Source organism: Streptomyces sp. NPDC086554 (assembly GCF_040686095.1).
GTDB lineage: Bacteria > Actinomycetota > Actinomycetes > Streptomycetales > Streptomycetaceae > Streptomyces.
On record NZ_JBFBJK010000001.1, the window covers coordinates 433,674 to 459,666 of the forward strand.

Annotated in this window: 22 protein-coding genes; 7 read left to right on the forward strand and 15 right to left on the reverse strand. The window is 71.8% G+C overall.

What is annotated here, in order from left to right; genetic code table 11:
• Positions 1–23: 23 nt before the first annotated feature.
• Positions 24–1,226, reverse strand: coding sequence for an FAD-dependent monooxygenase (locus tag AB0O76_RS01920; RefSeq protein WP_365484026.1), 1,203 nt, complete (start codon positions 1,224–1,226; stop codon positions 24–26).
• Between the two features lie 71 nt (positions 1,227–1,297).
• A complete protein-coding gene (locus AB0O76_RS01925) occupies positions 1,298–2,293 on the reverse strand; it encodes an aldo/keto reductase (protein ID WP_365484029.1) in 996 nt (331 codons plus the stop codon).
• 94 nt (positions 2,294–2,387) lie between these two features.
• Between AB0O76_RS01925 and AB0O76_RS01930 the strand changes: the two genes are divergently transcribed.
• On the forward strand, positions 2,388–2,978 hold the full coding sequence (locus tag AB0O76_RS01930) for a TetR/AcrR family transcriptional regulator (protein ID WP_365484032.1): 591 nt from the start codon (positions 2,388–2,390) through the stop codon (positions 2,976–2,978).
• 44 nt (positions 2,979–3,022) lie between these two features.
• On the opposite strand, the gene AB0O76_RS01935 is transcribed toward AB0O76_RS01930, so the two are convergent.
• The 13 genes from AB0O76_RS01935 to AB0O76_RS01995 form a co-directional block, all read right to left on the reverse strand.
• A complete protein-coding gene (locus AB0O76_RS01935) occupies positions 3,023–4,132 on the reverse strand; it encodes a 3-oxoacyl-[acyl-carrier-protein] synthase III C-terminal domain-containing protein (protein ID WP_365484035.1) in 1,110 nt (369 codons plus the stop codon).
• On the reverse strand, positions 4,129–6,516 hold the full coding sequence (locus tag AB0O76_RS01940; RefSeq protein ID WP_365484038.1) for a beta-ketoacyl-[acyl-carrier-protein] synthase family protein: 2,388 nt from the start codon (positions 6,514–6,516) through the stop codon (positions 4,129–4,131). The genes AB0O76_RS01935 and AB0O76_RS01940 overlap by 4 nt, the downstream gene beginning before the upstream one ends.
• 59 nt (positions 6,517–6,575) lie before the next feature.
• Complete coding sequence (locus AB0O76_RS01945; RefSeq protein ID WP_365484041.1) at positions 6,576–7,871, reverse strand: beta-ketoacyl-[acyl-carrier-protein] synthase family protein; 1,296 nt, start codon at positions 7,869–7,871, stop codon at positions 6,576–6,578.
• Positions 7,868–8,329, reverse strand: coding sequence for a hydroxymyristoyl-ACP dehydratase (locus AB0O76_RS01950; RefSeq protein ID WP_365484044.1), 462 nt, complete (start codon positions 8,327–8,329; stop codon positions 7,868–7,870). Before AB0O76_RS01950 ends, AB0O76_RS01945 begins: the two co-directional genes overlap by 4 nt.
• Positions 8,326–9,597, reverse strand: a complete 1,272-nt coding sequence (locus tag AB0O76_RS01955; protein WP_365484046.1) for a beta-ketoacyl-[acyl-carrier-protein] synthase family protein — start codon at positions 9,595–9,597, stop codon at positions 8,326–8,328. Before AB0O76_RS01955 ends, AB0O76_RS01950 begins: the two co-directional genes overlap by 4 nt.
• Positions 9,594–10,046, reverse strand: coding sequence for a 3-hydroxylacyl-ACP dehydratase (locus AB0O76_RS01960; protein WP_365484049.1), 453 nt, complete (start codon positions 10,044–10,046; stop codon positions 9,594–9,596). Before AB0O76_RS01960 ends, AB0O76_RS01955 begins: the two co-directional genes overlap by 4 nt.
• Before the next feature lie 40 nt (positions 10,047–10,086).
• Complete coding sequence (locus AB0O76_RS01965) at positions 10,087–10,854, reverse strand: 3-oxoacyl-ACP reductase family protein (RefSeq protein WP_365484052.1); 768 nt, start codon at positions 10,852–10,854, stop codon at positions 10,087–10,089.
• Positions 10,851–11,312, reverse strand: a complete 462-nt coding sequence (gene acpS, locus AB0O76_RS01970; RefSeq protein WP_365484055.1) for a holo-ACP synthase — start codon at positions 11,310–11,312, stop codon at positions 10,851–10,853. Before acpS ends, AB0O76_RS01965 begins: the two co-directional genes overlap by 4 nt.
• Positions 11,313–11,331: 19 nt before the next feature.
• On the reverse strand, positions 11,332–11,745 hold the full coding sequence (locus AB0O76_RS01975) for a phosphopantetheine-binding protein (protein WP_360765623.1): 414 nt from the start codon (positions 11,743–11,745) through the stop codon (positions 11,332–11,334).
• 89 nt (positions 11,746–11,834) lie between these two features.
• Positions 11,835–12,800, reverse strand: coding sequence for an ACP S-malonyltransferase (gene fabD / locus AB0O76_RS01980; RefSeq protein ID WP_365484058.1), 966 nt, complete (start codon positions 12,798–12,800; stop codon positions 11,835–11,837).
• Positions 12,797–13,081 carry an acyl-CoA carboxylase subunit epsilon gene (locus AB0O76_RS01985; RefSeq protein WP_365484061.1) on the reverse strand — a complete coding sequence of 95 codons (285 nt, stop codon included), beginning with the start codon at positions 13,079–13,081 and terminating at the stop codon, positions 12,797–12,799. The genes fabD and AB0O76_RS01985 overlap by 4 nt, the downstream gene beginning before the upstream one ends.
• Positions 13,078–14,715: an acyl-CoA carboxylase subunit beta gene (locus AB0O76_RS01990; RefSeq protein WP_365484064.1), complete on the reverse strand. Its 1,638-nt coding sequence runs from the start codon at positions 14,713–14,715 to the stop codon at positions 13,078–13,080. Before AB0O76_RS01990 ends, AB0O76_RS01985 begins: the two co-directional genes overlap by 4 nt.
• A gap of 120 nt (positions 14,716–14,835) precedes the next feature.
• Positions 14,836–16,659 carry a BTAD domain-containing putative transcriptional regulator gene (locus AB0O76_RS01995; protein ID WP_365484067.1) on the reverse strand — a complete coding sequence of 608 codons (1,824 nt, stop codon included), beginning with the start codon at positions 16,657–16,659 and terminating at the stop codon, positions 14,836–14,838.
• Between the two features lie 236 nt (positions 16,660–16,895).
• On the opposite strand from AB0O76_RS01995, the gene AB0O76_RS02000 reads away from it, so the two are divergent.
• From AB0O76_RS02000 to AB0O76_RS02025, 6 genes are all read left to right on the forward strand, one after another.
• Complete coding sequence (locus tag AB0O76_RS02000) at positions 16,896–17,366, forward strand: ester cyclase (RefSeq protein ID WP_365484069.1); 471 nt, start codon at positions 16,896–16,898, stop codon at positions 17,364–17,366.
• Positions 17,367–17,537: 171 nt separating this feature from the next.
• Complete coding sequence (locus tag AB0O76_RS02005) at positions 17,538–19,730, forward strand: MMPL family transporter (protein WP_365484072.1); 2,193 nt, start codon at positions 17,538–17,540, stop codon at positions 19,728–19,730.
• 188 nt (positions 19,731–19,918) lie between these two features.
• Positions 19,919–22,255 carry a LuxR C-terminal-related transcriptional regulator gene (locus AB0O76_RS02010; RefSeq protein WP_365484075.1) on the forward strand — a complete coding sequence of 779 codons (2,337 nt, stop codon included), beginning with the start codon at positions 19,919–19,921 and terminating at the stop codon, positions 22,253–22,255.
• A 30-nt stretch (positions 22,256–22,285) separates the two neighbouring features.
• The gene (locus tag AB0O76_RS02015; RefSeq protein ID WP_365484078.1) at positions 22,286–23,017 is read left to right on the forward strand and encodes a 4'-phosphopantetheinyl transferase superfamily protein; all 732 of its coding nucleotides are present in this window, start codon (positions 22,286–22,288) and stop codon (positions 23,015–23,017) included.
• A gap of 167 nt (positions 23,018–23,184) precedes the next feature.
• Complete coding sequence (locus AB0O76_RS02020) at positions 23,185–24,696, forward strand: coproporphyrinogen-III oxidase family protein (protein WP_365484080.1); 1,512 nt, start codon at positions 23,185–23,187, stop codon at positions 24,694–24,696.
• A gap of 26 nt (positions 24,697–24,722) precedes the next feature.
• Positions 24,723–25,964, forward strand: a complete 1,242-nt coding sequence (locus AB0O76_RS02025; RefSeq protein WP_365484083.1) for a cytochrome P450 — start codon at positions 24,723–24,725, stop codon at positions 25,962–25,964.
• The last annotated feature ends 29 nt before the right edge of the window (positions 25,965–25,993 follow it).

Genomic DNA, 25,993 nt, shown 5'->3' on the forward strand with positions numbered 1-25,993 from the left:
ACGTTCCGTTCTGTTGAATCCGGTCAGGCGCTGACGGACGCGGCCCACCGGGTCCCGTACGCGACGTGGTCCCGCTCGGCCGCGCGGAAGGCCTGCGGCCACGCGTACCGAAGGAGCCGGTCGCGGGCCCAGACGCCCATCCGGTTCTCCATGGCGCCCATGCGTCCGATGCGCCGGGCGAGCTTCTGCATCGGCGCGGTGCGCTGCTGCCGCTCGCTCTCGTACGCCCGCAGCGCGGCCTGGAGTTCACCGGCGGACGCGCAGTCCACCGCGGCGAGCCGCTGCGCGAGGACGAGGGCGTCCTCGATGGCCTGGCAGGCGCCCTGCCCGATGTTGAAGCTGATGGCGTGCGCGGCGTCGCCGAGCAGCGTGACCCGGCCGCGGCCCCACACGGGGTCGGGGCTGCGGTCCACCACGTCGCTGCGGATCACCGACTCGGGGTCGGTGGCCGCGAGCACCTCGTCGACGGGTCCCGTCCAGCCGCGGTGCCGGTCGCGGAGCATGGCGAGTGTCTGCTCGGGGGTGCCCTGATCGCGGCCGCCCGCGGGCCCGTTGGCGACGCTCATCCAGTGCACGACGCCGGGTGCGATGTCGTAGTACGTGAAGCGGGTGCCGGGGCCGAACAGGGCGCGGAAGGTGCCCGGTGCGACGACGGCGGGGTCGACGCGGCCATGGCCGCGCCAGGCGATGTAGCCGGTGTAGTCGGGAGGTTCGGGGCCGAGCAGTCCGCGCCGGACGGCGGAGTGCACGCCGTCGGCGCCGATCAGCAGATCGCCGGTCTCCTCGGTTCCGTCGGCGAACCGGACGGTGACCCCGTCCTCGTGCTCGGTGTAGCCGCTGACCTCGGCACCGGTCCTGACGGGCGTTTCGAGGCAGTCGCGCAGGACGGCGTGCAGATCGGACCGCCCGATGGCCACGGTGGGCTGGCCGTAGCGGGTGGTGAACCGGCCGACGGGCCAGTCGCCGATGAGCCGCCCGCTGGAGGTGGCGAAGTGGCAGGTCTCCTGGGCCGGCGCGATCTCGCGCACCCGGTCGGCGAGACCCATGTGGTCGAGGGCGAGCATGCCGTTGGTCCAGAGGTGCAGTCCCGCGCCGCCGTCCCGCAGTTGGGGTGCCCGCTCGAAGACAAGGGATTCGATGCCCCTCTGTTGCAGAGCCACGGCGGCCGCGATGCCGCCGATGCCGCCGCCGGCGATGAGGACCCGGCGTATATGGGGTGAGGACACGTTCCGCTCCTAGAGGTCCGAAGTCTGACGTCTGAGGTCCGAAGTCCGGTGGGTGGGGCAGCCTGGGTGTGTCAGCCGTTGAGCTGTGCCATGGCGGGCGCCGGGTAGCGTTCGCCGGCCGTGATGCCGTACGGGGCGATGGCGTCGATCCGCTTCAGGGCGTCGTCGGAAAGCCGCACGGAGGCCGCGGCGACGTTCTCCTGGAGGTTCTTCACGCGCCGGGTGCCGGGGATGGGGACGACGTCCTTGCCCTGGTGGAGCACCCAGGCCAGGGCGAGGCGGGTGACCGAGGTGTCCTCGGCGGCCGCCACCTCGGCGAGCGCGTCGACGACGGTCAGGTTCGCGCGCAGGTTGTCCTCCTCGAACCGCGGGGCGATCCGCCGGAAGTCAGGCCCGGACGGCAGGTCACCGGCGCTGCGGATCGCGCCGGTCAGGAAGCCGCGGCCGAGCGGGCTGTAGGCGACGAAGCCGATGCCGAGCTCCCTGCACGCGGCAAGGACGCCGTTGACCTCGACGTCGCGAGTGAAGAGCGAGTACTCGGTCTGGACCGCGGTCAACGGGTGCACCGCGTGCGCACGCCGGATGGTGTCGGCGGAGGCCTCGGAGATCCCCAAGTGGCGTACCTTGCCTGCCTCGACCAGCTCGCCGAGTGCGCCGAAGCTCTCCTCGACCGGCACTTCGGGATCGACCCGGTGCAGGTAGTAGAGGTCGAGGCGGTCGGTGCCCAGCCGGCTGAGGCTGGCGTCGACGGCCTTGCGGATGTACTCCGGGCGGCCGTTGAGCCGACCGGTCAACTGGCCCAGTACGTCGATCTCGTTGCCGACCTTGGAGGAGAGCACCACCTCGTCGCGGCGTCCCTCAAGGGCGCGGCCGAGCAGCTGCTCATTGGTGTGCGGGCCGTACATGTCCGCGGTGTCGAGGAGGTTCACGCCGAGGTCGAGCGCCCGGTAGACGGTCCTGACCGCCTCCGCCTCGTCCGAAGTGCCGTATCCGAAGGTCATGCCCATGCAGCCGAGGCCTTGGGCGGGGACCCGCAGGCCGGTCTTGCCGAGTGTCCGCTGTTCCATTGCTGCGCCTCCAGAGCGTCTGGCGTGGATCGGTGGCTTGGACTCTAGCATTGATAACTAATCTATCGACGCTATATATGCTAACGTCGATCGCATGACTCCCAGAGAGCGTCGACTGCGTGAACAGGCGGAACGCCGGCAGCTGATCCTGACCACGGCTCGGGAACTCGCCGAGGCCGAGGGGTGGGACGCGGTGACCACCCGGCGTCTGGCCGATCACATCGAATACAGCCAGCCGGTCCTCTACCAGCACTTCAAGAACAAGGACGCGATCGTTCACGCGGTGGCCCTCGACGGCTTCGGCGAACTCGCCGCAGGACTGCGCGAAGCCCGTCTCGCGGTCGAGGACCCCGAGGAGGCCCTGCGTCGCGCCGCCCGCGCCTATCTGGACTTCGCGGCCGCCAACCCGATGCTCTACCAGGCGATGTTCACGCTCTCCGTAGGTCTCGAGTTCGCCCAGGAAGAGACTCCGCAGCAGATGATCGACGCCTTCGCGGAGATCATGTCGGCGGTCCGGCCCCTGGTGGGGGACGGCGACGCCGAGCTGCAGACCGAGGTCCTGTGGTGCGCCTGCCACGGCCTTGCCAGCCTCACCTGGGGCGAGCGGCTGCGGCCCGGCCTCGCGGACGAGCGCCTCGCCGCCCTCGTGGACAGTTTCGTGGCCAGGAGCGTCCCCCACGTCTGAGACGACGGGGCGCGGGGGACGCTCCCCGGTGACCGCGGGCAACGTCAGGCCGCCCGCGGAGTCTGTGCGTGCCAGGTCACCGAGAGCCCCGTGTAGACGTAGCGGCTCGCCTCGATGCCGAGCAGGAACAGGCGCTGCCCGGGCTGGATCCGGCCCGACACCCAGCCCGCGTCCAGCGAGAGCGGCACGGCCGCGGAGCCGGTCGCGCCCACCTCGGTGAGGTTCTCCACGATCCTGCCCTGCAGCGTCTCGTAGTCCGCGGCCGAGAGTCCGGCTTCCTCGAACTCGCTGGAGAAGTACTCCGCGTTGCCCTCCGGCAGGACGAGTGCGTCCACCTCGTCGAGCGACAAGCCGGAGCGCCGCAGCAGGTCGTGGATGGCCGTGACGAAGACCTTCGGGCCGAAGGTCGATGTGCCGGGCACGTCGATCTTCATCTCCAACAGCCGCTTGCGGCGCTGCTGTTCGGCCTGCGCGACGTCCGTACCGCCACCGATGATCTGCATGCCGGGCTTGCGCAGACCGCCCATGCAGTCGTTGACGAAGGCGAACTCGCCCTGGGCGCCCGCCGCTTCACCGGCCGGCTCGGCGCGAAGGAGTACCGCGCCCGCGCCGTCGCCGAACGTGTACAGCGTGAGCCGGTCGCGCATCCGTACGCTCTGCGGGTTCTTGCCCAGATAGATGGGCGCGAGCAGCGGCGAGATCGACTCGCTGCCGATCACCAGGGCCGTGCGCGCGGTGCCGTCGGCGAGCTGCCTGCGGGCGATGTCCAGGGCCTGCACCGCCCCCGCGCAGCCCGCACGTACCTCGATGGCCGCGCAGCGTTCGAGCCCCAGGTAGTGCTGCACCGTGGTCGCCACGTTCGGCAGCAGATGCTCCGGGCTCGCCGTCGAGACGACAAGCAGGTCGACATCGCCGGGCTCAAGACCGGCCCGGTCCAGGGCCTGCCGGGCGGCGCTCTCCGCCATCCGGCTCGTGGTGGTCAGATGCTCGCCGGTGGCCGGATCGACCATCCAGTGCCGCGTCTTGACCTGGATGCCCGCGAGTACGTCGTCGGGCAGCGGCCCGCCCAGCTTCTCCAGGGCGGCGTTGTCCAGCGGATCACCGGGCAGGTACGCCCCGGTGGAGAGGATCTTGACGAGGTGGGTGTCGCTCATCGTGCGGACTCCGAATCCAGGGTCGGGGCGGAAGCGGTCGGGGCGGGAGTGAGGACGAGGGAGGTGTGCGTGCCTCCGAGGGAGGAGCTGTTGATCAGTACGGGCCCGTCCGCCGGGGCGTCGCGCCACCCGCTCAGGGCGAGCACCGCCGACAGATGGGCGCCCGCTCCCACGGGCTCGCCCAGCTGCCGCTTCGGCGTCTCGACCCGGAGCCCGGAGCCCTCCGACACCCGGTCGATGGCGCTGAGTTCGGGCCGGTCGGCCGAGCCGATTCCCGCGGCGTTGGCCCACACCGCGGACAGCGCGGCGGGGGCGACACCGGCGGACTCCAGGGCGCCGCGCATGGCCCGCTCCACACCGTCACCTGACGGGTCCCAGCGGCCGATGCCGAGGCTGTCGGACGCGGTGGCGTGACCGGAGAGTGTCGCGTGGATCCGGGCACCGCGCTCACGCGCCGAACGCCCACGCTCCAGGACGAGCGCGAAGCCGCCCTCCGCGAGGGTGTAGCGGCGCCCGGCCGCCGGGCCGAACAGCGGGATGCGGCGGTAGGCGTCAAGGGTGCGCGGCGAGAGCACCTCCACCGCCGGAACCACGATCCGCTCCGCACGGCCGCTGCGCAGCAGGTCGAACGCGACGCCGAGCGCCGCGGCGCCCGCGGCGTGCGCCGAGGTCAGGGTGGACGTCGGCCCCCTGGTGCCCAGGGCCATCGACACCTGCCCCGCCGCGCTGTTGTAGACCGTGTTGGGGAAGATCCCGGGGTTGGCGACCTTGGGGCCTTCGGTGAGCACTGGCACGGTGAAGTCCTCGTTGCTCGCCACCGGGCCGACGCCGGTGCCGAGGACCACTCCCGTCGCGTCGAGCTCCTCCTCGCCGCTCAGACCCGCGTCCTCAAGTGCCGCCCGGCAGGCGGCCACGGCCAGTTGCGAGAGCCGGTCCATCCGGCGCCGCTGCTTGGGCGTGCCGGCCGCCGACCGGTCGAACTCGGCGCGCGCCACCCGCAGTCCGTCCTCGACGGCGCCCGGGCGGGCCCCCGCACGGAACGCCTCCCAGAGGGCCTCGACCCCTTCGCCCGCCGCAGAGAGGGCGCTGAAGCCGGTGACCACCACGTCGTCGGCGAGCGGAAGGACCGGAGTGCCTGCCGTGGCGCCAGGACGCCGGAAGGCGACCGACGCATTGGCGCCCGCGAAGGCGAAGTTGTTGGACAGGGCCGCGTCCAGGGCCATCACCCGTCCGCTGTCCGGCACGGCGTCGAGCCCGCACTGCGGGTCGACCTCGCCGAACGAGGCGGTGGGCGGGGCGATCTGGTCCCGCAGCGCCATGATCGTGACGATGCCCTCCACCGCGCCCGCGGCGCCCAGGAGATGGCCGACCATCGACTTCGTACTGCTCAGCGCGGTCTTCTCGGCGGCCTCGCCCAGGGCGGCGCGGACCGCGTTGCTCTCGGCCGAGTCGTTCTTCGGGGTGCCGGTGCCGTGCCCGTTGATGTACCTCACGTCGTCCGGCGCCAGGGCGGACGTGGTGAGCGCCTGCCGGATGGCACGGGCCGCGCCGGCGCCCTCGGGATGCGGAGCCGTCACGTGGTAGCCGTCCGCCGAGAGTCCATAGCCGAGCACCTCGGCGATGACCGGGACACCGGCGCGGCGCGCCACCTCGTCGGTCACCAGGACGAACATTCCGCTGCCCTCGCCGAGCGAGAGCCCTGAGCGGTCCTTGGAGTAGGGCGCCGCAGGTTCGGGCGACAGCGACTCCAGGCTGCTGAACCCGGCGAACGCCGTCTCCGTGAACGCGTCGCTGCCGCCCACCAGCATCGCGTCCGCACGGCCTGCCCGCAGGATCTCCAGGGCGTGCCCGAGTGCGTGCGCGCTGGACGCGCAGGCGGTGTTCACCGAGAGCACAGGGCCGCGAAGCCCGTGCGCCGCGCTCAGCGTCTCCGCCGCGGCCTGCGGCGGTACGAGGGTGTAGCGGTGCCAGTCGGGAGTCCGCCCCGACTCCTCGTCGCGCAGGATCAGTTCGGCGCTGCGCCAGCCGCCGTTGCAGGTGCCGTACGCGACGCCCCAGCGCTCGGCGGGGACGTCCCTGCCGACCACGAGGCCGGATGCGGCCATCGCCTCGGCGGCCGCGACCAGGGCGAAGTCGATCGAGGGCTCACGGTCCTTGCTGTCGGCGGACTCGGGTGTGTAGCGGTGGGCGGGTTCGGGGGCGTCGGTCACCTCACCGCCGATCCGGGTCTGGTAGCCGTCCATGGGCAGTGCGCGCACGGGCCCGATCGCGACATGTCCGGCGCGTACGCCCTCCCACAGCGCCTGCGCGGTGCCGCCCTGCGACGTGATGGCACCTACACCGACGACCATCACGGGAACGACGTCTTCAGGAACGTCATTCATGTATCTGTCCTTTCCGAGGTGCTGGGGCAGTGCGAGGGTCGGGCCCGGGGATCACCGGCTCACCGGCCGGGCTGTGTGAAGGCGAGCGCCACTGCCTGGCCCTCAAGGCCACGGGCGAGCGCCAGCGCATGGGCGGGTGCCAGGTCGCGGGCGCTGCCGTGGACGAAGTCCAGGTCGCACGCGGGGTCGAGGTCGGTGAGGTTCACCGTCGCGGGGACGGCGCCATGGTGCAGGGACAGGGCGGCGACGGTGGCGTTCAACGCCCCCGCACCGCCGATCAGATGGCCTGTCTGGGGCTTCACGGTGCTGATCGGTACGGAACGCGCCGCATCGCCGAGAGCGGTGTGCAGCGCGGCGGTCTCGCTGACGTCCCCGCTGCGCGTTGCCGAGCCGTGCGATGCCACATAGCCGAGCTCGGACGGGTTGATGCGGGCGTCGTCGAGGGCGCGCCGCACCGCGCGGGCCAGGCCGCGGCCCTCGGGGTGCGGGGTCGGCGGGGTGCCGGCCTCGTGCCCTGAGCCGAAGCCGCTCACCTCGGCGTAGATGCGGGCGCCGCGGCGCAGCGCGGACTCCTTCTCCTCCAGGACGAGGAGCGCCGCGCCCTCGCCGAGCACGGCACCGCTGCGGCTGCGGTCGTAGGGGCGGAATGCCGTGTCGCCGAGGTCGTTGCGGGTGGTCAGGACGCCGACCCGGTCCAGCTTCGACATCTGCCACCAGCTGGTGGCGTCCTCGTATCCGCCCGCGACGGCCATCCGGGCGTCCCCGCGCCGGATCGCGCGCATCGCCGCTCCGATGGCGACGGCGCCCGAGTCGGCCGTACCGGCGAAGAAGGCGTTGGCGCCGCGGATGCCGAAGGTCTGCGAGATGTGGAAGACGGCGCCCGGCTGAAGGCCCTCGACGAAGAAGAGGGGCGCCATGACGGTGTCCCCGTGCTCGCCGAGCTTGCGCATGTCCCCGGTGCCGTCCTCGCGGCGTACGGAGCGCAGCGCGCCGATGAGGTCTTCGAGGCGCCCGATCTCCTTGTTGCTGCCGAGGAACAGGCCGGTCGTGCCGCCGAGTTCACCGTCCGATGTGTCCACGCCGGCATCGGCGAGGGCGAGCCGCGCCGCCGCGAGGGCCAGTGCGTCGCCCCGGTTCAGGGTGCGCTGCTGTCGGCGGGTCGCGAAGCGCGAGACGTCGAAGTCGGCGATCTCCGCGCCGATGCGGGTCTGCAGCGGCGATGGGTCGTACGCGCTGATCGGCCCCACCCCGGAGCGGCCCTCCACCAGCGCCTTCCAGTTGGCGTCCGGGCCCTCGCCCAGCGCCGTGAGCAGCCCGATGCCGCTCACCACGACCTGGCGTTCGGTGCCGGTCATCGGTCCTCCTCCGGATGGACTGCGGCCGTGAACGGCGCGCGCGGGACGAGGATCAACTTCCCTATGTCGGCGACGAGTTGATCCTTGACGGTGATGGCGACCTTGAACTGCAGGGCGTCGTCGTCCGCGCCCGTGACCTCGGCCCGGACGCGCACCTGGTCGCCGGGGAGCACCGGATGCTTCCAGCGCGCCCGCACGGCCGACCGCAGCCGCCAGCCGCCGGCGGTGGGCGGGCAGGCGAGGGCGGCGACCTCCTCGGCGGTGCCGAGGAGCATCACGCCCGGCAGGATGGGCTGACGCGGGAAGTGCGTGGCGAAGAACGGCAGGGTGCCCGGGATGTTCCGGGTCGCCGCCGCGTGCACGCCCGTCACCGCGTCGATGTCGAGGAGATGGGCGGGCGGCGCCGGAGCGTACCGGTCAAGGGCGGGGGCGGCCGGGGCCGCGGTGGTCGGCGTCATGACGGCTGCTCCTCGTAACTCCCCACGACCAGGGCGACGTTGGTGCCCCCGAAGGCGAAGGCGTTGATCACGGCGTGCGACACATCGGCGCTGCGGGCGGTGTTCGGTACGTAGTCGAGGCCGAGCCGGCGGTCCGGCGTGTCCAGGTTGAGCGTCGGCGGCACCAGCGAGTTGCGGATCGCGCCGACCGCGGCGAGCAGGCTCAACGCCGCGCCCGCGGAGGTGAGATGGCCCGCCATCGACTTGGGCGAACTGATCATCAGCCGCTCGGCGTGGTCGCCGAACACCTTCTTCAGGGCCACCGTCTCCGACTGGTCGTTGCCTTCGGTGCTCGTGCCGTGGGCGACGACGTAGTCGACCGACTCCGGAGGAATCGACGCGTCGCTGATCGCCGCCTCCATCGCCTGGATGGCACCGGTGCCGTCCGGCGGGGAGTCCGTCACACGCCAGGCGTTGAGCGTCGATCCGTACCCGAGCACCTCCGCGAGGATCGTCGCCCCGCGCTCGCGGGCGGCCTCAAGCTCCTCCAGGGCGAACACCACGGCGCCCTCGCCGAGCACAAAGCCCGAACGGTCGGCGTCGAAGGGCCGGCTGGCCCGCTGCGGGTCGTCGTTGAACTCCCGGGTGAGCGCGCCGAGCAGGCTGAAGCCGAGGACGTCCATCCAGGTCGTCAGCGAGTCGTAGCCGCCCGCGAGCATCAGCATGGCGTCGCCCTCCTGCACGGCACGGAACGCCTCGCCGATCGCGTGGGCGGAGCCCGAACACGCCGTGCTGATGCCGTACATGGGGCCGGTCGCGTCCATCAGGCGGGCCATCGCGGCCGCCGGGATGTTCTGGTTGTACGCCAGGGTGTCGCCGGGCGCGTAGGGGATGAACGCGTCGTCGCGTCCTGTGGTGCGGCGCAGCTCGCCGATGTCCAGCATCCACTGCAGATCGGGACGGCCCACGCTGGCGCCCATCGCCACGCCGACGTCGCCGCCGTCGTAACTCCCCTTCTCCAGGCCCGCGTCGGCAAGCGCCTCGTACGCGGCCGCGAGACCGAACTCGCCCGGCCGGGACAGATGCCGCAGTCCCACCTTCCGCGGGACGCGGTCCTTCAGCCGGAAGTCTTTGACCTGGCCCGCGATGCGCACCGGGAAGCCGGTGGCGTCGAAGGTGGTCAGCTCGCCGACGCCGCTGCGCCCGGTCGCAAGACCCTCCCAGGTGGTGGGGGCGTCGTTGCCGAGCGGAGTGACCGCACCGACACCGGTGATCACCACGCGCTTCACCGCAGGGCCTCCGATCCGAGGAGCTGGCGGCCCATGCGCTCGGTGTCCGCCGGGTCCTCGAGCCGGTCGGCGTCGATCAGCGCGCACATCAGCCCTTCGACCTCGAGGACGGTGCGCCCTTCGACCCGCACGGTGCCGTCGAGCACGGCCGCGGTGTCGGACGTCGACCGGATCCGTACCTCCAGGTCGAGCGCGTCGCCCGGCACGGCGTCGCCGTGCCAGGTGGCCTCGGTCACGGTCGCAAGGGCGGCCCGCTTGCGGTAGCCGGAGCTGAGCAGGAACAGCCAGGTGCCGGCCTGCGCCAGCGCTTCAAGGACGAGATTGCCCGGCATCACAGGGCCGTCAGGCGTCTGCTTCCAGTACGTCTCGTCGGGCGAGGTGACCTTGCGGCCGGTCAGCCGGACATCCGGCTCCCATTCGCTGATCCGGTCGATCAAATGGAATCGCATCGTCGCTCTCCTAGTCAGGGGTCGGCGCCTGGGCCCGCGCTCACGCCCGGCCGAGGCCGAGCTGGGCCGACCAGCCGCCGTCTACGTGGAGCAGCTCGCCGGTGATGTACGAGGACTCCTCGCCGGCCAGGAAGGCGACCGCGGCGGATATCTGCTCCACGGTGGCCAGATCGCGCAGCGGCACCTGCCGCTTGATGCCGCGCCCGTTGTCCTTGTCGAGCAGCCCGCCGAGCAGTTCGGTGGGCGCGAACCCGGCGAGCACCGCGTTGACGCGTACGCCGAAGCGGGCGAACTCCACGGACGCGGCCCGGGTGAAGGAGTTGACCGCGCCCTTGGACGCGGCGTACGCGGACTGGCCCATCCAGCCCCGCACCCCGGCGATGGACGACAGGCTGACGATGCTGCCGTCGCGCTGGGCCATGAAGTGCCCGGCCACCGCCCGGGTGCAGTGGTAGACGCTGCCCACATTGACGTTGAGCACCCGCCACCAGGCGTCGGGGTCCTGGTCGTAGACGAGACCGTCGCCCGCCACACCCGCGTTGTTGATCAGGACGTGCAGCCCGCCGAGTTCCTCCAGCGTCCGGGCGACGAGCTGCTCGGCCTCCTTGGGGTCCGAGACGTCCGCCTGGACGGCGACGGCGCGCCCTCCAGCGGCCGTGATCTCGTCGACCACCTCGGCCGCCTCCGCCTCCCGGGCGCGGTAGTTGACCGCGACGGCGGCCCCCTCGGCGGCAAGCCGGATCGCGATGGACCGTCCGATGCCCCGGGAGCCCCCGGTGACCAGGGCGGTCCGGCCCTCAAACGTCATCTCTCCTCTTCCCCTTCTGCCTGGTCTGCCTGGTCTGGCTGGTCCGCCTGGTCCGTTGGTTCCGCGTGGCACACCAGGACGGCGTGTGCGACGGCGAGCCCGGCGTTGTGGGTGAGCGAGACCTCGATGTGGTGGAGGCCGAGCTGCTGTGCCACGGCATCCACCTCGCCGTAGAGGCGCACTCGCGGCCGTCCGCCGCGCTCGTTGAGGATCTCGATGTCGGTCCACTCCATCCGTGGACCCATCCCGGTGCCGAGCGACTTGAGCACGGCTTCCTTGGCGGCCCAGCGGGCCGCCAGATGCTCGCCGGCCCGCCGTCGGCGGTGGCAGTACGCCAGCTCCCGGGCGGTGAACACGGTTTCTTTGAGGCCGGGTTGGGAGAGCATCAGTTCCTCGACGCGCTCCACCTCGGCAAGGTCCGTACCGATCCGGACCCTCGGCAGGGCGGGGCGGCCCATGGACCGCCCCGCCCGCTGCTCAGGCAGCGGAGACGGCGAGGGAGGCACGCTCGCTCACCAGATCCGTCAGGTTGCCCACGGTGAAAAGGGTGAGCACCTCGTCGGCGGTGAGCTTCCCCCGCAGCTCCTCGACGTCGATCTGCGGCAGGGACCGCTTCAGCTGGGCCAGGCCGGTCTCGTTGATGATGTCGTCCTCGTCGGCGAACTCCTCGTCGGGGATGCCGCCCTGGAGCAGCTCGGAGATGTCCGCGACCTTGATCTTGACGTCGGACGCGCGCTCGATGCGGAAGAGGATGTCGAGCAGGTCTATCGATTCGGCGTCGAGGTCGCCAAGCAGAGTGGCTTCCGGGACGACCTCCTCGACGTCGAGGCCCAGCGCTTCGGCGACGGCATCGCGCACGATGATGCTCAGATCCTGTCCGTTGTACGGCATGTGTGGTGCCTTCCCTTTGTCGTGTGCTCTCGGATTTCAGGTGTGGATTTCTCGGTGTGGATTTCGCGGTGTGGCTTTTTCTGTGGGGGTCAGGCCGGCTGCAGAGCGGAGTGCAGGGCTGTCAGCCGCCGGGGGTCTCCGGTGGAGCGGGTGGAGGCCTCGGTGAGGGTGCGCCGGGCGAGCCCGCTGAGGACCCGGCCCGGACCGATCTCGGTGAACGCGGTCACGGGGTGCTCCGCGGCGCGCCGCAGCACCTCGACCCACCGCACGGGCCGGGTGATCTGCAGCGAAAGGAGCTCGCGCGCCTGCTCGCCGCTGTGTACGTAGTCACCGGTGACGGAACTGATCAGCGGAAGCCGCGGATCGGCGAAGGCGTGCAGCGCGAGTTCCGCGGTGAACTCCTCCTGTACGTCGCTCATCAGGGAGCAGTGGAAGGGCGCGCTGACATCGAGCCGCACCACGCGCTCCGCGCCGGCCGCGAGCGCGACCCGTCCCGCCTCGTCCACGGCGTCGGTCTCGCCCGAGAGGACCGTCTGCAGCGGCTCGTTCCAGTTGGCGACCTCGACGACCCCGACGACCGATGCCGCCTGGCAGGCCGCGCCGACGTCGTCGGCGGGGATGCCCATGACCGCGGCCATCGCGCCGGGCACCTGGGCGGCCGCCTCGGCCATCAGCTGCCCGCGCAACTGCACCAGGACGAGGGCGGATTCGTAGCTGAGCACACCGGCCGCGACAAGCGCCGGATACTCGCCGAGGCTGTGCCCGGCGACCGCTCCCGGCTGGTAGCCGGCGTCGCGCAGGATCTGCCACACGGCGAGGCTGGTCGCGGTGATCGCGGGCTGTGCGACCTCGGTGGCGGCGAGCTGGGAGCGGTCGCCGTCCGTGCAGATACGGGAGAGCGGGATCCCCAGGACGTCGTCGGCCCGGTCGAAGAGATCCCGGGCCACCGGGTACTCATCCAGGAGGTACTGCGCCATTCCCGGACGCTGGGAGCCCTGGCCGGGGAACATGCCCAGGCATCCGGTCAGCGCGTTCCGGCTGCTCTCGCCGGTCATCGGCGGTCCTTTCCGTTCGATCCGTTCGGTCCGTTCGGAGGTGCGGGACGGGACGCGGACTCCCAGCCGGCCGCGTACGCCATCACGGACGCGGACGCCGGACGGTGCCAGGGCGTGCGGCCCGACCAGCGGCCGCCGTCCGGGCGGCGCGGTGCGGGGTCGGACTCCTGGGCGGAGCACTGGGCGCGCCGGACCGCGGCGAGCACGGTGAGGACGGCGGCGAGTTCCTCGGGCGTCGGGGTGCCGCGCACCACCGAGAACCCGGTCGTCGGGGCGCTCACAGCGGCTCGTTCCCGTGTTTGCGTACGGGCTGGACGGGCCGCTTGGAACGCAGCATCTCCAGGGACTTGATGAGCACGCGGCGGGTGTCGGCGGGGTCGATGACGTCGTCGACATGGCCGCGCCGGGCCGCGACATAGGGGTTCAGGAGCTGGTTGGTGTAGTCGGCGACCAGCGTCTCGCGCAGCGCCTGAGGCTCCGGCGACGCCTTGAGCTGCTTGCGGAAGATGATGTTGGCGGCGCCGTCGGCGCCCATCACGGCGGTCTGGTTGGAGGGCCAGGCGAAGGACAGGTCCGCGCCGATCGACTTGGAGTCCATCACGATGTACGCCCCGCCGAACGCCTTGCGCATGATGATCTGCACCCGCGGCACCGTCGCCTCGCAGTACGCGTAGAGGAGCTTGGCGCCGCGCCGGATGATCGCGTTGTGCTCCTGCTCGGTGCCCGGCATGAACCCCGGCACGTCCACCAGGGTGACCAGGGGGATGCCGAACGCGTCGCAGGTGCGGACGAAGCGGGCGGCCTTCTCGGACGAGTCGATGTCGAGCACCCCGGCCAGGACCGCGGGCTGATTGCCGACGATGCCGACGGGGTTGCCGTCGAGGCGGGCAAGGGCGCAGACGATGTTGGGCGCCCAGCTCTCCTGGATCTCCAGGAAGTCGCCGTCGTCCACGATCTCGCCGATCACCGAGCGGATGTCGTAGGGCGTGCGGTCGTCCACCGGGACCAGCTTGAGGAGCTCCTCGCAGCTGCGGTCGGGGTCGTCGAACGGCTCGGTGGACGGCGGCAGTTCATGGTTGTTCGCGGGGAGGTACGAGAGGAGTTCCCGTACCGACTCGAAGCAGGTCTCCTCGTCGGGGGAGACGAAGCTGGCCACACCGGTGCGCCCGCCGTGCGTCCGGCTGCCGCCGAGCTCCTCGTGGCTCACCTTCTCGCCGGTCACCGCCTGCACCACGTCGGGCCCGGTGATGAACATGTTGGCCATGCCCTCGACCATGAACGTGAAGTCGGTCAGCGCCGGCGAGTAGACCGCGCCGCCCGCGCAGGAGCCGAGGATCACGCTGATCTGCGGGACGACGCCGGAGGAGCGGACGTTGCGGGCGAAGAGCCTGCCGAATCCCGCGAGGGCGTCGATGCCCTCCTGGATGCGCGCGCCGCCGCCGTCGTTGAGGCCGACGACCGGGGCGCCCACGGAGTCCGCGAAGTCGAGGAGCTGGTGGATCTTGCCGGCGAAGGCCGCGCCGAGCGCGCCGCCGCGGACCCGGGCGTCATGGGCGAAGACGAAGACCTTGCGGCCCTCGATCTCGCCCCAGCCGGTGACCACGCCGTCGCCTGCCGGGTGCGAGTCCTCCATGCCGAAGCCGGACGCGCGGTGCTCCGCGAAGACTCCCAGTTCGGTGAAGGTCCCCGGGTCCAGGAGCTGTTCGATGCGCTGCCGGGCGAGGAGCTTGCCCTTGGCCAGGTGCCGCCGTTCCGCGTCCGGGTCGCTGCCGAAGTGGGCGGCGGCACGGCGGGCGTGCAGTTCCTCCGTGAGCGAGGCCATGGTCGCGGCCACCGGCGGAACATCGACCGCCGTCTCCGCGGCCAATTCCGCCAGGTCGGGCAGCACGTCCTGGCGCGCAGGTGATGGAGCCATCGTGGTCCCTCTCCGTCGGTTCTTCTCTCGACGTCGACTCTCGGACACCCGAGTGGTCGGAAAGCTGGAACCGTTCTTGAGGAACGCTGGACTGCCTGGTGAGCGCCCCGAAGGGGCGCCCTAGTGCGCAGCAGGGTCGGCCCGCAAGCTCAGGGCATAGATCCGTTGCAGGTCCTGCAGCCGGTACCTGGTGCGGACCCCCGCCAAGCCGCCCTCGGCGACATGCAGCAGGTTCGCCTCGACCAGCTGCTCGCAGGCCTCCTCCACCACGGCGAAGTCCCTGCCGAGGACCGGGCAGGCCACCGACGCGTCGAACTCCGCCACCGGAAGCTCGGCCAGGCTCCGCAGCACTTCACGGGTGTCGCTGGGCAGCGAGTTGTACGACGTGGTGAGGCTGGCCCGCACGTCGAGCGAGCCGTGGGCCAGCTCGTCGAGGCGCCGTGACTCGTCTCGCATCCGTTCCACGAACCCGGCAAGGGTCCAGTGCGGGCGGGACGTGAGGCGGGCGGCGGCGGCCCGGATCGCCAGCGGCAGCCTGCCGCAGAGCCGGACCAGTTCCTTGGCGTACTCCGGCTCGGCCCCGGTCCGTTCGGCCCCGATGATTTTCTCGAGGAGCTGTCCACCCTCCGCCATGGACAGCTCCCGCAGCGGCACCACCGTGGCTCCCAGCGGCTGGCCGAGCCGCTGTCTGCTGGTCACGAGGACCGCACAGTCCGGTGCGCCGGGCAGCAGCGGCTGGGCCTGTGCGTCGTCGGCCGCGTCGTCCAGGATGACCAGGGCGCGCCGCCCGGCGAGACGGGAGCGGTAGAGCTCGACCCGCTCGTCCAGGTCGTCCGGAATCCGCTCGCGCTCCAGGCCGAGTGCCCGCAGCAGCCGCCCGAGCACGGCGAACGGGTCGGCGGGATGCAGGCCGCTGCCCCGCAGCCCGGCGAAGAGCTGCCCGCCGGGGAAGGCCGCCGAGAGGCGGTGCGCCACATGCACGGCCAGTGTGGTCTTGCCCGTACCGCCACCGCCGACGATGAGGAGGGAGTGCGGCAGCGGAGCGGAGTCGGCGCTCAACAGGCGTTGGGCGAGGGCGAGTTCGCGTCTGCGGCCGGTGAAGTCGGGGATGTCCATGGGCAGCATCCGGGGGGTCGTGCCGCCCCTGTCCTCGGACACGGCGAGCAGCGGCTGTCCCCCCGCCGTCCGCGGCGCCTTCACCGGCTCGCCCCGCAGGATCGCCTCGTACAGATCCTGGACGCGCTGGGAGGGATCGGCGCCCAGCTCTTCGGCGATCAGCCGGCGCAGCTCCTGGTAGTACTCCAGGGCTCCCACGCTGCGGCCGTCCAGGTGCAGCGCGCGCATCAGCCGCTCGCCGAGCTGTTCCGCAAGCGGGTCGGCGAGCAGCGCCGTGCGCAGGTCCGGCAGGACCCCCGCGGGGCGGCCCAAGTACATCTCGGTGTCGGCGAGTTGGGCCAGTGCCTCGTGGTGGAGCTGGCGGAGGTTCTGCCGTACGCCGGTGGCCCACTCGCTGTGCAGATCGGACAGCGGGTCGCCGTGCCAGGCGGCGAGCGCCTGCCGGAGCAGCGCGCTGCGGCGCGACGCGCTGAGCGTCGGATGGCGCGCCTCGGCGAGCAGCCTGCGGAACCGCACCAGGTCCACCTGCCCGGGGTCGGTCTCCACGCGATAGCCGCCGGGCAGCCGGATCAGCCGGACCGGCTCGGATCGGCTGCCCTGCTGCTGCGCCAGGGCCCTGCGGAGGCGGGTGATGTAGGTGTGCACGACATTGCGTACGCCCGTCGGCGGAGCGTCCCCCCAGACCCTGTTGACCAGGGACTCCAGCGACACCGGGCGTTCGGGTTCGATCAACAGGGCGCCCAGGACGCCGCGTTGGCGCGGGGGACCGATGTCGATGCGTACGCCGTCGGCCCACAGCTCTATCGGTCCGATGATGCGGAACTCCATGGACAGAACCTCTCGACTGACGGTCGCCGTACACGCGTGCGGCACCCGTCAGTCGAACAGAGGGACATCGAGCTGGGCTCGGGCCGCGACGGACGGGCGCAAGGGGCGCGCTGGACCGCCATCTGTCCCATAACCCCCTTGACCGGAAGTGTGTCCGCCCTTGAGTTGGGCGCGAGGCGTGCTCCCTACCGTCCTTGCGCAGGCCGGATCGCCGGCCGGATCTGGAGGACAGTGGCATGAGCAACGACCAGCACGGCGGATTCGAACTGCCCGGCACGTCCCGCCCGTTGCCCGACGAGGACCTGCGCAAGAAGCGCGAGGCCGTCGTGATCGAGCACACCATCGCCGAGGTGGCCTGGGACATCGACGGCGTCCTCGCCACGTTCCCGCGGGGCGGCGTCTACAAGATCATCCCCTTCGAGGAGGCGCCCCTCGTCGGCGAAGAGGCGATCAAGGGCTACTTCGCCGACATGCGCACCTCGTTCCCCGACCTGGACCACGACGTCTTCTCGGTCTCCCACACGGCCGACGCGATCGTCATGGAGGCCCAGATCAACGGCACCCAGGTCGCCGACTGGCGCGGCATCCCCAACAAGGGCAAGCGGATGTCGCTGCCCGTGGCGGTCTTCTTCCACTTCGACGGCGACGTCCTGCTCGACGAGACGATCTACTACGACCACGCCACCGCGATACGTCAGCTGACCTGACGACCCGCGAGACCCGCGAACGGAGCCTTGCCGCTACCCCCTGGACCGGCGGAGGCCGGGCGTCCCCCCGCCCCGGCCTCCGCCCTCGCGCGCGCCGCGACTCGACCGCCGCCGTAGTGCGGCTCAAGCGGGGACGACGACACTCCTTGCTCCGACGGAAGGTGACGATCCATGTTCTCCGCTCTCGGCTCCGTTCTCCATGCCCGGCGCCGGGTCGGCCTTCTCCTGGCCGTACTCGCCGCCGTACTCGCGGCGGTGCTCGGCGGCACCGTCCAGAGCAAGCTGACCAACGGCCTCTCCGACTACGACGACCCCACCGGGCAGCACGCCGCCGCCCGCGAAGTGATCGAGAAGGCCACCGGGATCGATCCGCAGCAGGGCTATGCCCTCGTGGTGCGGACGGACGGCCGGATCGCCCCCGAGGGGGAGCGGCCTCGCGCGGTCGCCGCGGCGGTCGAACTGCTCGACGACCGCCCCGAGGTCAAGCAGGTCGTCGACTACAAGAGCGCGGGCGACCCCGCGCTGATCTCCAAGGACTCCCGGTCGACCGTGCTCGTGGGCGCCCTGCGCCCCATGACGGAGGCCGAGTCGAAGACCGCGGAGAAGGACCTCCAGGACGCCATCGCGGCCGATCCGGCGCTGCGCGGCCGGGCCGACCTCGGCGGCTCCACGATCAGCATGGTCCAGGTCGGCGAGGTGACCACCAAGGACCTCTCGCTGGCCGAGGGGCTCGCCCTGCCGGTCATCCTCGTCCTGCTGTTCTTCATCTTCCGCGGCGGCGTCGCCGCGCTTGTGCCGGTCGTCGGTGCCGTCTTCACGCTGCTGTTCACCATGGCGGGACTGCGGAGCGTCATGTTCTTCGACGACGTGTCGACCGGCGCCCTCAACCTGGCCTTCGCCCTCGCCCTGGGCCTGGCAGTCGACTTCGGTCTGCTGATTGTCTCCCGCTACCGGGACGAGCTGGACGCCCACCCGGAAGGCGCCGTCGCCCTGCGCCGCACCATGGCGACCGCGGGCCGGACCGTGCTGTTCAGCGGGCTCACCGTCGCCGCCGCGCTGGCCGCGCTCCTGGTGTTCCCGCAGCCGTACGTACGCTCCATGGGCTACGCGGGCGTGATCACCGCGATCTCCGCCGTCGTCTTCGCGCTGCTCGGCCTGCCGGTGCTGCTCGCCCTGCTCGGCCACCGCATCAACGCGCTCGCCCCGCGCCGCTGGCAGCGCGACGCCGCGGCCGGCGACTCCGCCGTGCGCCGTTGGCGCAAGATCGCCGACGGAGTGATGCGCAGGCCCGTCGTGGTCGCCGTCGGGGCCGTCGCCGTCCTCCTTGTGATCGCCTCGCCGATCCTCGGCATCCGCTTCACCGGAGCCGACGCGTCGACACTGCCCACCAGCATCAGCGCGGGCAAGGTCGCGGAGAGCCTGGAGAAGGACTTCGAGAAGCCCACCACCGCCCCGATGCGCATCGTGCTCGACACCGCCGAGGGCGGCGCCGCCCTGGAGGGGTACGTGGGCCGGCTCAAGGACGTCGAGGGCGTCAAGGCCGTCGCCGAACCCGTCCGGCTCGACAGCGCCCACTGGGAGATCGACGCGGTGCTCGGCGGAGCGCCCATGGACACCGCCGCCAAGGACACCGCGGACCGCGTACGGCAGTTGGACGCGCCCGCACACGCCCGCTTCACCGGCGTCACCGCGGACTTCCTCTCCCAGAAGGACGGGATCCGCGACCGGCTGCCGCTGGCGATCGGTGTGCTCGCGATCGTGACCCTGCTGCTGCTCTTCGCCTTCACCGGCTCGCTGATCCTGCCGTTCAAGGCCCTGCTCCTGAACACCCTGTCCACCGCGGCCGCCCTCGGCTTCCTGGTGTGGGTCTTCCAGGACGGCAACCTGGGCTACGCGGCGCACAGCGGGATCGAGACCACCACTCCCGTCCTCGTCTTCGCGCTGGCCTTCGGGCTCTCCACGGACTACAACGTCTTCCTGCTCGGCCGGATCAAGGAGGTCCGCGCCAAGGGAGCCGACGACCGCACGGCGATCGCCGAAGGCCTGGCCCTCACCGGCCGCACCGTCACCTCGGCCGCGCTCCTGTTCTGCGTCGCGGTCGGAGCGCTCGCCTTCACCCGGCTCGTCTTCGTCCAGGAACTCGGCCTCGGCACCGCCTTCGCCGTCCTCGCGGACGCCACCATCGTCCGGGCGCTCCTGGTGCCCGCGCTGATGGCGCTGCTCGGCAAGGCCAACTGGTGGGCCCCGGGCCCGCTGCGGAAGCTGCACCACGCGCTGCGGCTCGACCGCATGGAGGCGGACGAGACCGCGGCCGAGCCCCGGCCTGTCACGCCGCGCGTGCCCGAGGAGCCGTCGCGGGTGTGAGCAGGACAGCCGACCACAGTGCCGTACGGGCGTCCTCGCGCGCCCGTACGGCACTGTGCGACACCCCGGTCAAGGCGGACTGCGGCCGGGCTCAGAGGGGAGTGCAGCGGTATTGCAGCGCGCTGGGGCAGCCTGACGCCTGGCTTCGTTGCGGCGCGTACGAGCGCCGAAAGACATGGGGGAAAGAGATGACAGCACGAGTGGAAGAGGCCGTCGCCCTGCCCGGCGCGACATCGGCAGAACCATCGGCGCCGCCGCCCGGAGCGGCGCGCCCCGCCTGCTACGGGCGGCTCCGCGGCAGGGAGGGTGAACTGGCCCTCCTTGCCCGGCTTCTGGCCGACCCGGAGGAGCGGCTCGTCACCCTGACAGGGCCCGTCGGCGTCGGCAAGAGCCACCTCGCGCACGCGGCGCTGAACGCCGCCGCGCGCCCCGCCGAAGCGACCGTGGTCATCGACCTCGCCGACGCCCGTGACGAGGCGAGCGTGTGGGCCGCCGCGGGCACCGAGCCGGGCCACGACGGCATCGGGGACCGCGACCTGCTGCTCGTCCTGGACAACTGCGACCGCGTCGCCGAGCACATCGCCCTCGGCATCTCCTCGCTGCTGCGCACCTGCCCCCGCCTGAAGGTCCTGGTCACCAGCCGGATGTCCCTCGACATCCGGGCCGAGCGGATCGTCCCGGTGGCGCCCCTGCCCACCGGAGCGGGCTCCCCGGCCGTGCAGCTCTTCAGCGACCTCGTACGCCCCTACTACCTCGCCGGTCTCACCGGCGCCCACGGCCGGCGCACCGTCGCCGAGATCTGCGCGGAGCTCGACGGGATCCCGCTGTCCATCGCCATCGCCGCAGAGGCCGTCGGCACACAGAGCCCCGACGCCATACTCGACGGGCTTCGCCGCGGCCGGCACAGCGGGACCCACCGGCTGCGGGACGCGCCCGCCCGGCACCGCAGCGTCGAGAGCGCCCTGTCCTGGGCCGAGGAGACGCTGACCGCCGAGGACCGCAGGCTGCTGTGCGGCCTCTCCGTCTTCGAGAGCGTCTTCGACATGGCCGCCGTGCGGTGCGCGGGCGGACTCGGCCCGCAGGAAGCCGTCAGCGGCGTCGAATCGCTCGTCCACAAAAGCCTGTTGATGAGCGTCGTCGGCGACGACGGCACCCCCAGGTTCCGGCTGCCGCACATCGCGCGGGCCCACTACCGCGCCGAACTGGCGCGGGACGCGGGGGAGTACGAGCAGGCGTACGACGGACTGATCCGCAGCTGCCTCGACTTCGCCGCGACGACGGCCGCCCGGCTGCGGGCCGGCGAGGGCAGGGCCCAGCTGGTGGCGGAGGCCGGCGAGCGCCTTCCCGACCTGCGCGCGGCCGTAGCCCGGCTCCGCTCGCGCGGCGATCACACCCGCGTACTCGGCCTGCTTGTGCACCTGGAGGAGCCGCTGCTCGTGCACGGGCTCGCGCCGGACGCCGCCGACGACATCGAGGAGTGCGCAGGACAGTCGTGGGCCGCGGACGACGACCCCTTCCTGGTCACCGAGGCGCTCCTGTCCGTCGCCCGCTGGGCGCTCGGCCGCGGCGACATGGGGCGCGCCGACGCGGTGCTCCGGCGGGCCGGCTCTGCCGCCGCCGGACTCCCCGGAATCCGGGCGCGGGTGAAGAGCCTCACCGGTGAACTCCTGCGCCGACGCGGCGAGTCGACCGCGGCGGTGGCGCTCATCGACTCCGCTCTCCAGGAGCTCGACGCCACGGGTGACCTGTACGGCGCCGCGACGGCCCGCCGCACCCAGTCCCTGCTCCGTGCCGCACAGGGCGACCCGGACGCCGAAGCGCCCATCCTCACCGCCCTGGAAGACCTGCGCACGGTGCCGGAAGCGGTGTCGTCGCCCTGGGCGGTCCCCGAATCCGTGAGCGTCGTCCAGGCCTCGCTGCTCACCGCCCTCGCCCGGGTCCGCCGCGTCATCGGCCGAGCGCCACAGGCGTACGAGGCGAGCCGCGACGCGATGCGGCTGCTGCTCGGCGCGGGCGGCCCCGGCGAGGTGGCCGAGGTCCTGGAGACGGTGGCCACCGTGGCGGGCGTTGCCACCGCGGAGGAGCGCCATGCCGTCGCCCGGGTGCTCGCCGACGCGCAGGACCTGCGCAGGCGCCATGGTCTCGTCCCGGACGACGAGGCCGCCCTGGATGCTGTCGGCGGCCGCCTTCGCGAGGCCCTTGACGCGGCCGAGCTGCACCAACTCCGCCTGAGCGCCCACCAGATATCGCTGCGGGACGCCCTGATCGCCGGCCTGTTCGCGCCGCGGCCCGAGTGCGGTGACCCGTCGGAACGGCCGGACGCCGGGCCCGCACCGGCAGCCGCACCGGCCGGTCTCACCGCCCGGCAGCACCAGATCGCCCTCCTCGTCGCGGAGGGACTGACCAACCGTCAAATAGCGCGCAGGCTCCAGATATCGGAGTGGACGGTGATCAACCACCTGCGCGTGGTGATGCAGAAACTCGACTGCACATCCCGGGTCCACGTCGCGCGAGCCATGGGGTAGGCCGCCATGCCCTCCTTAGGCGGTGCCGTCGTGGCTGGTCCCGGACCTTCGGGCGCGCACATCTGGATCGGCAGGACAGGCGACGAAGCGGCCCCCGGCGACCTCGCGCTGCTCGACCCGGGCGAGCGGCGCCGCATGGAACGCTTCACCGATGCGTGCCGCCGCGCCTGGTACGCGGGCGCGCACGCCGCGTTCCGGCGGATCGTCGGCGCCAGCCTCGGGGTCGAGCCCGGCGACGTCGGCTGGGGGACCCGGCGCTGCCCCGGCTGCGGCAGCGACCAGCACGGCCCGCCCTACGTGCGGCGGCCCGACGCCGACTGGGAGGTGAGCATGTCGCGCTGCGAGGAGTGGTGGATGCTCGCCCTCTCCAAGGGCGACCCGGTCGGAGTCGACATCGAACGCCGCCAGGGCCATGAGGCCGAAGCCGTGTTCCGCCGCTGCCTCACCGAGGCGGAACAGGCGCATGTGGCCTCGTACGGAGAGGACAGCGAGGCACGCCAGGAGGCCCTGATGCGCTGCTGGGTGCGCAAGGAGGCCGTGGTCAAGTCCTGGGGCCTCGGCCTGGGGACCGACCTCGCGCGCGTGGACGTACGCCCGGACCGTGAACTCGCGGTGGTGGCCCACCGGGCCCCGGAGGAGCGGACGTACTGGGTCGTGCGGGACGTGGCGGCGCCCCGGGGATGCCTGGCGGCACTGGCCAGGCCCGTCGGCGCCGTGGGCCCGGTGACGGTGCATCTCTCGGCGGAGCTGCTCGCGGGCTGAGCATCCCCCTGCGTGTGGGCCGCACGTGTCCGGGCTCGTCCGGCGACTGACAGGCAATTGCCAGACCGGCTGCTATATCCCCCGCAACGGCCGGCTGGCAGATTTCCAGAAGTCCTCGTTCGCGCGCAATCTGTTCTGCGCGTACACCCGAAAGGAGCCACGCGGGCATGCACGAAAACATACCCTTCCCGGAATTCCAAGAGGTGGCCGCGGAAGCGGAGGCGGCCCTGCGGGAACTGGATCTGGCCGATCTCTCCGCCGCCGGAATTCTCCAGCCCGTCGAGAACTACTACCTCATCGGAACGTACCCTCCGCTCAAGGCGATGGAAGAAATACGCGGCGAGGACTTCCTCTCCGGGGTCGGCCGGAACTGCAGCGTCTACCTCCACATCCCGTTCTGCGAACAGCGCTGCACCTTCTGCCACTTCGCGAAGGAGATCCTGCCGCAGCAGACCCGCGTCGAGCGCTATCTGCAGGCCCTCGTCAAGGAGATGGAGATCGCCCGCGGGCACATCGGGCGCCCGACCGCGCGCACCGTGTACTTCGGCGGCGGCACGCCCTCCTACCTCTCCGCGGACCAGATCCGCCGGGTCTTCGGCGCACTCCACGAGACGATCGACATCGCGCCGGACGCCGAGATCACCTATGAGCTGCACCCTTCGGTCATCGACGCCCCCGACTACGAGGAGCGCCTCGACGCCCTCGCGGCCGCCGGCGTGAACCGCTGGGTCTTCGGCGTCCAGTCGATGGACGACCGCATCCTCGCCAAGCTCAACCGCGGCCACACCGCGGCCGACGTCCAGCGCCTGTTGAAGATGCTGGACGACCGCGACGCGACGAACGTGTCCGTGGACCTGATCTTCGGCCTTCCCTACCAGACGATGGAGAACTGGTACTCCTCCATACGGTCGTTGGTGGAATGCGGCGTGGAGAAGTTCAACATCTTCCCCCTCATGTTCAAGCAGGCCGACCCCATTTCCGCGCACTACCGCAAGAACCCCGAGATCTTCCCCGACGCCCGCGGGCGGCTCCTCATGCACTTCGCGACCGAGGCGATCATGAAGCGTCTCGGATTCCGGCGCGGGCCCCTCTTCTACTACGCGCGGGCCGACACGCATTCCCAGCAGCAGGAGGACAAGTACGACTCCATCGAGGACATCAACCTGCTGCCCTTCGGTGTTTCGGGCTTCGGATATGTCGACCAGGTGCAGTACTACAACGACTGCTCGCTCGACGGCTACATGGCGTCCGTCGAGAGCGGGAAGCTGCCCGTCTGGCGCGGTTCGCGGCTGCCGGAGGAGGAGCGGATGCGCCGCACCCTGATGTTCTCGCTGCGCTCCGGCGGCGTGGATCGCGACGCCTACGCCGCGCGCTTCGGCGCCGACCCCCTCGAACGCTTCCGGGCCGACCTCGCCCCCTTCATCGACCGCGGACTCCTGGAGCTCGACGGCCGGGTGATCCGGGCGACCGACCGCGGGGCCCCGTTCGTCGACAGCATCGCGCTCCACCTGGTCAGCGACGACGTACGCGGACGTATCCGGGAGGCCAACTCCCGCATTGTGGACGTCAAGCGTGATCCGCTGGACCGCTACGACTACTCGCCGATCGAGCGTGACCCGGTCGCCGCGACCGTGCCCGCACGCCGGGCGGGCCGCACGGCGCTGCCCGTGGTCCTGTGAGCGGCGGCCGCTGCCCTGTTACGGGCATGGCAGGAGGGACGGGGGCGGGCGTCGCCGAGCGGTTCGACCCGTTCGGCGACGCCTACCAGCAGGACCCGCCGGCCGCGCTCGCCGAGGCCCGCCGCCACCAACCCGTCTTCCACTCCCCGCTGTTGGACATGTGGGTGGTGACCCGTTATCACGACATCAAGGCGGCGCTGCACGACAGCCGCCGCTTCTCCGCGGCCAACGCGCTCGACCCGATCACCCCGCTCGGCACCGAGGCCCGCGAACTCCTGAACGGCTACGGCTTCGCCCCGGGGCCCGTCCTCGTCAACGAGGACCCGCCCCGGCACCTGCCACGAAGGAAGCTGCTCGCCCCGCCCCTCGCCGCCCCCGAGATCGAGCCGCTCGAAGGCCGGATCCGGGCCCTGGTCACCGGATACATCGACGCGTTCGCCGACCGCGGGCGCGCTGATCTGATCCAGGACCTGGTGTGGGAGGTCCCCGCGGTCGTCGGCCTGCTGGTCGCCGGTGTCCCCGACGAGTACGTGGCACAGGCCCGCGGCTATGCCGTGAAGATGGGCCTGTTCACCTGGGGCCGCCCGACCGGCGAGCACCAGATGGAGATCGCCGACCAGGTGGGCCGCTGGTGGACCCTCGCCGGTGAACTCGTGGACCTGCTGCGGCGCGAGAAGGGCACGGGATGGATCCCGCACGCCATCGAGATGCAGCGCGAACACCCCGACGTCATCAGCGACAACCAGCTGCAGAACATGATGATGAGCGGTCTCGTCGCCGCGCACGAGACCACCACCAACGCCACCGCCAACGCCCTCAAGTGCCTGCTGACACAGCGGGACGCGTGGGCCGCGCTGTGCGCCGACCCGTCGGCCGTGCCCAACGCGGTCGAGGAGTCCCTGCGCCACTCGACCTCGGTCCTGTGCTGGCGCCGGCGCACGAACACCGCCGTCACGCTCGGCGGCGTCGACATCCCCGCACAGAGCCCGGTCCTGCTCATGATCGGATCCGGCAACCACGACGCGGACGTCTTCCCGGACCCGGAGCGCTTCGACATCCACCGCCCCAATGCCAAGCGGCACTTGAGCTTCGGCATCGGCAGCCACGCGTGCCTCGGCGCACCGCTTGCTCGCCTGGAGATGCGGATCATCCTGGAGGAGCTGACCCGGCGCCTCCCAGGTCTCCGGCTGGCCCCGGGTACCACCTTCACGTACCCGCCCAACGCCTCGTTCCACGGCCCGCTGCAGCTGCCCGTCGAGTGGGATTGACCCGTCGACCGCACCAAAGCCCTCCGCCC

What these genes read in the sequence shown, in the direction of transcription:
- AB0O76_RS01935 (WP_365484035.1), bottom strand. Translation starts at nt 4,132, where the DNA reads ATGAGCGACACCCACCTCGTCAAGATCCTCTCCACCGGGGCGTACCTG.
- acpS (WP_365484055.1), bottom strand. Translation starts at nt 11,312, where the DNA reads ATGGGCCGCCCCGCCCTGCCGAGGGTCCGGATCGGTACGGACCTTGCC.
- AB0O76_RS01965 (WP_365484052.1), bottom strand. Translation starts at nt 10,854, where the DNA reads ATGACGTTTGAGGGCCGGACCGCCCTGGTCACCGGGGGCTCCCGGGGC.
- AB0O76_RS01950 (WP_365484044.1), bottom strand. Translation starts at nt 8,329, where the DNA reads ATGACGCCGACCACCGCGGCCCCGGCCGCCCCCGCCCTTGACCGGTAC.
- AB0O76_RS02005 (WP_365484072.1), top strand. Translation starts at nt 17,538, where the DNA reads ATGTTCTCCGCTCTCGGCTCCGTTCTCCATGCCCGGCGCCGGGTCGGC.
- AB0O76_RS01995 (WP_365484067.1), bottom strand. Translation starts at nt 16,659, where the DNA reads ATGGAGTTCCGCATCATCGGACCGATAGAGCTGTGGGCCGACGGCGTA.
- AB0O76_RS01945 (WP_365484041.1), bottom strand. Translation starts at nt 7,871, where the DNA reads ATGACCGGCACCGAACGCCAGGTCGTGGTGAGCGGCATCGGGCTGCTC.
- AB0O76_RS01925 (WP_365484029.1), bottom strand. Translation starts at nt 2,293, where the DNA reads ATGGAACAGCGGACACTCGGCAAGACCGGCCTGCGGGTCCCCGCCCAA.
- AB0O76_RS01960 (WP_365484049.1), bottom strand. Translation starts at nt 10,046, where the DNA reads ATGCGATTCCATTTGATCGACCGGATCAGCGAATGGGAGCCGGATGTC.
- AB0O76_RS01975 (WP_360765623.1), bottom strand. Translation starts at nt 11,745, where the DNA reads ATGCCGTACAACGGACAGGATCTGAGCATCATCGTGCGCGATGCCGTC.
- AB0O76_RS02000 (WP_365484069.1), top strand. Translation starts at nt 16,896, where the DNA reads ATGAGCAACGACCAGCACGGCGGATTCGAACTGCCCGGCACGTCCCGC.
- AB0O76_RS02010 (WP_365484075.1), top strand. Translation starts at nt 19,919, where the DNA reads ATGACAGCACGAGTGGAAGAGGCCGTCGCCCTGCCCGGCGCGACATCG.
- AB0O76_RS02020 (WP_365484080.1), top strand. Translation starts at nt 23,185, where the DNA reads ATGCACGAAAACATACCCTTCCCGGAATTCCAAGAGGTGGCCGCGGAA.
- fabD (WP_365484058.1), bottom strand. Translation starts at nt 12,800, where the DNA reads ATGACCGGCGAGAGCAGCCGGAACGCGCTGACCGGATGCCTGGGCATG.
- AB0O76_RS02025 (WP_365484083.1), top strand. Translation starts at nt 24,723, where the DNA reads ATGGCAGGAGGGACGGGGGCGGGCGTCGCCGAGCGGTTCGACCCGTTC.
- AB0O76_RS01990 (WP_365484064.1), bottom strand. Translation starts at nt 14,715, where the DNA reads ATGGCTCCATCACCTGCGCGCCAGGACGTGCTGCCCGACCTGGCGGAA.
- AB0O76_RS01940 (WP_365484038.1), bottom strand. Translation starts at nt 6,516, where the DNA reads ATGAATGACGTTCCTGAAGACGTCGTTCCCGTGATGGTCGTCGGTGTA.
- AB0O76_RS01930 (WP_365484032.1), top strand. Translation starts at nt 2,388, where the DNA reads ATGACTCCCAGAGAGCGTCGACTGCGTGAACAGGCGGAACGCCGGCAG.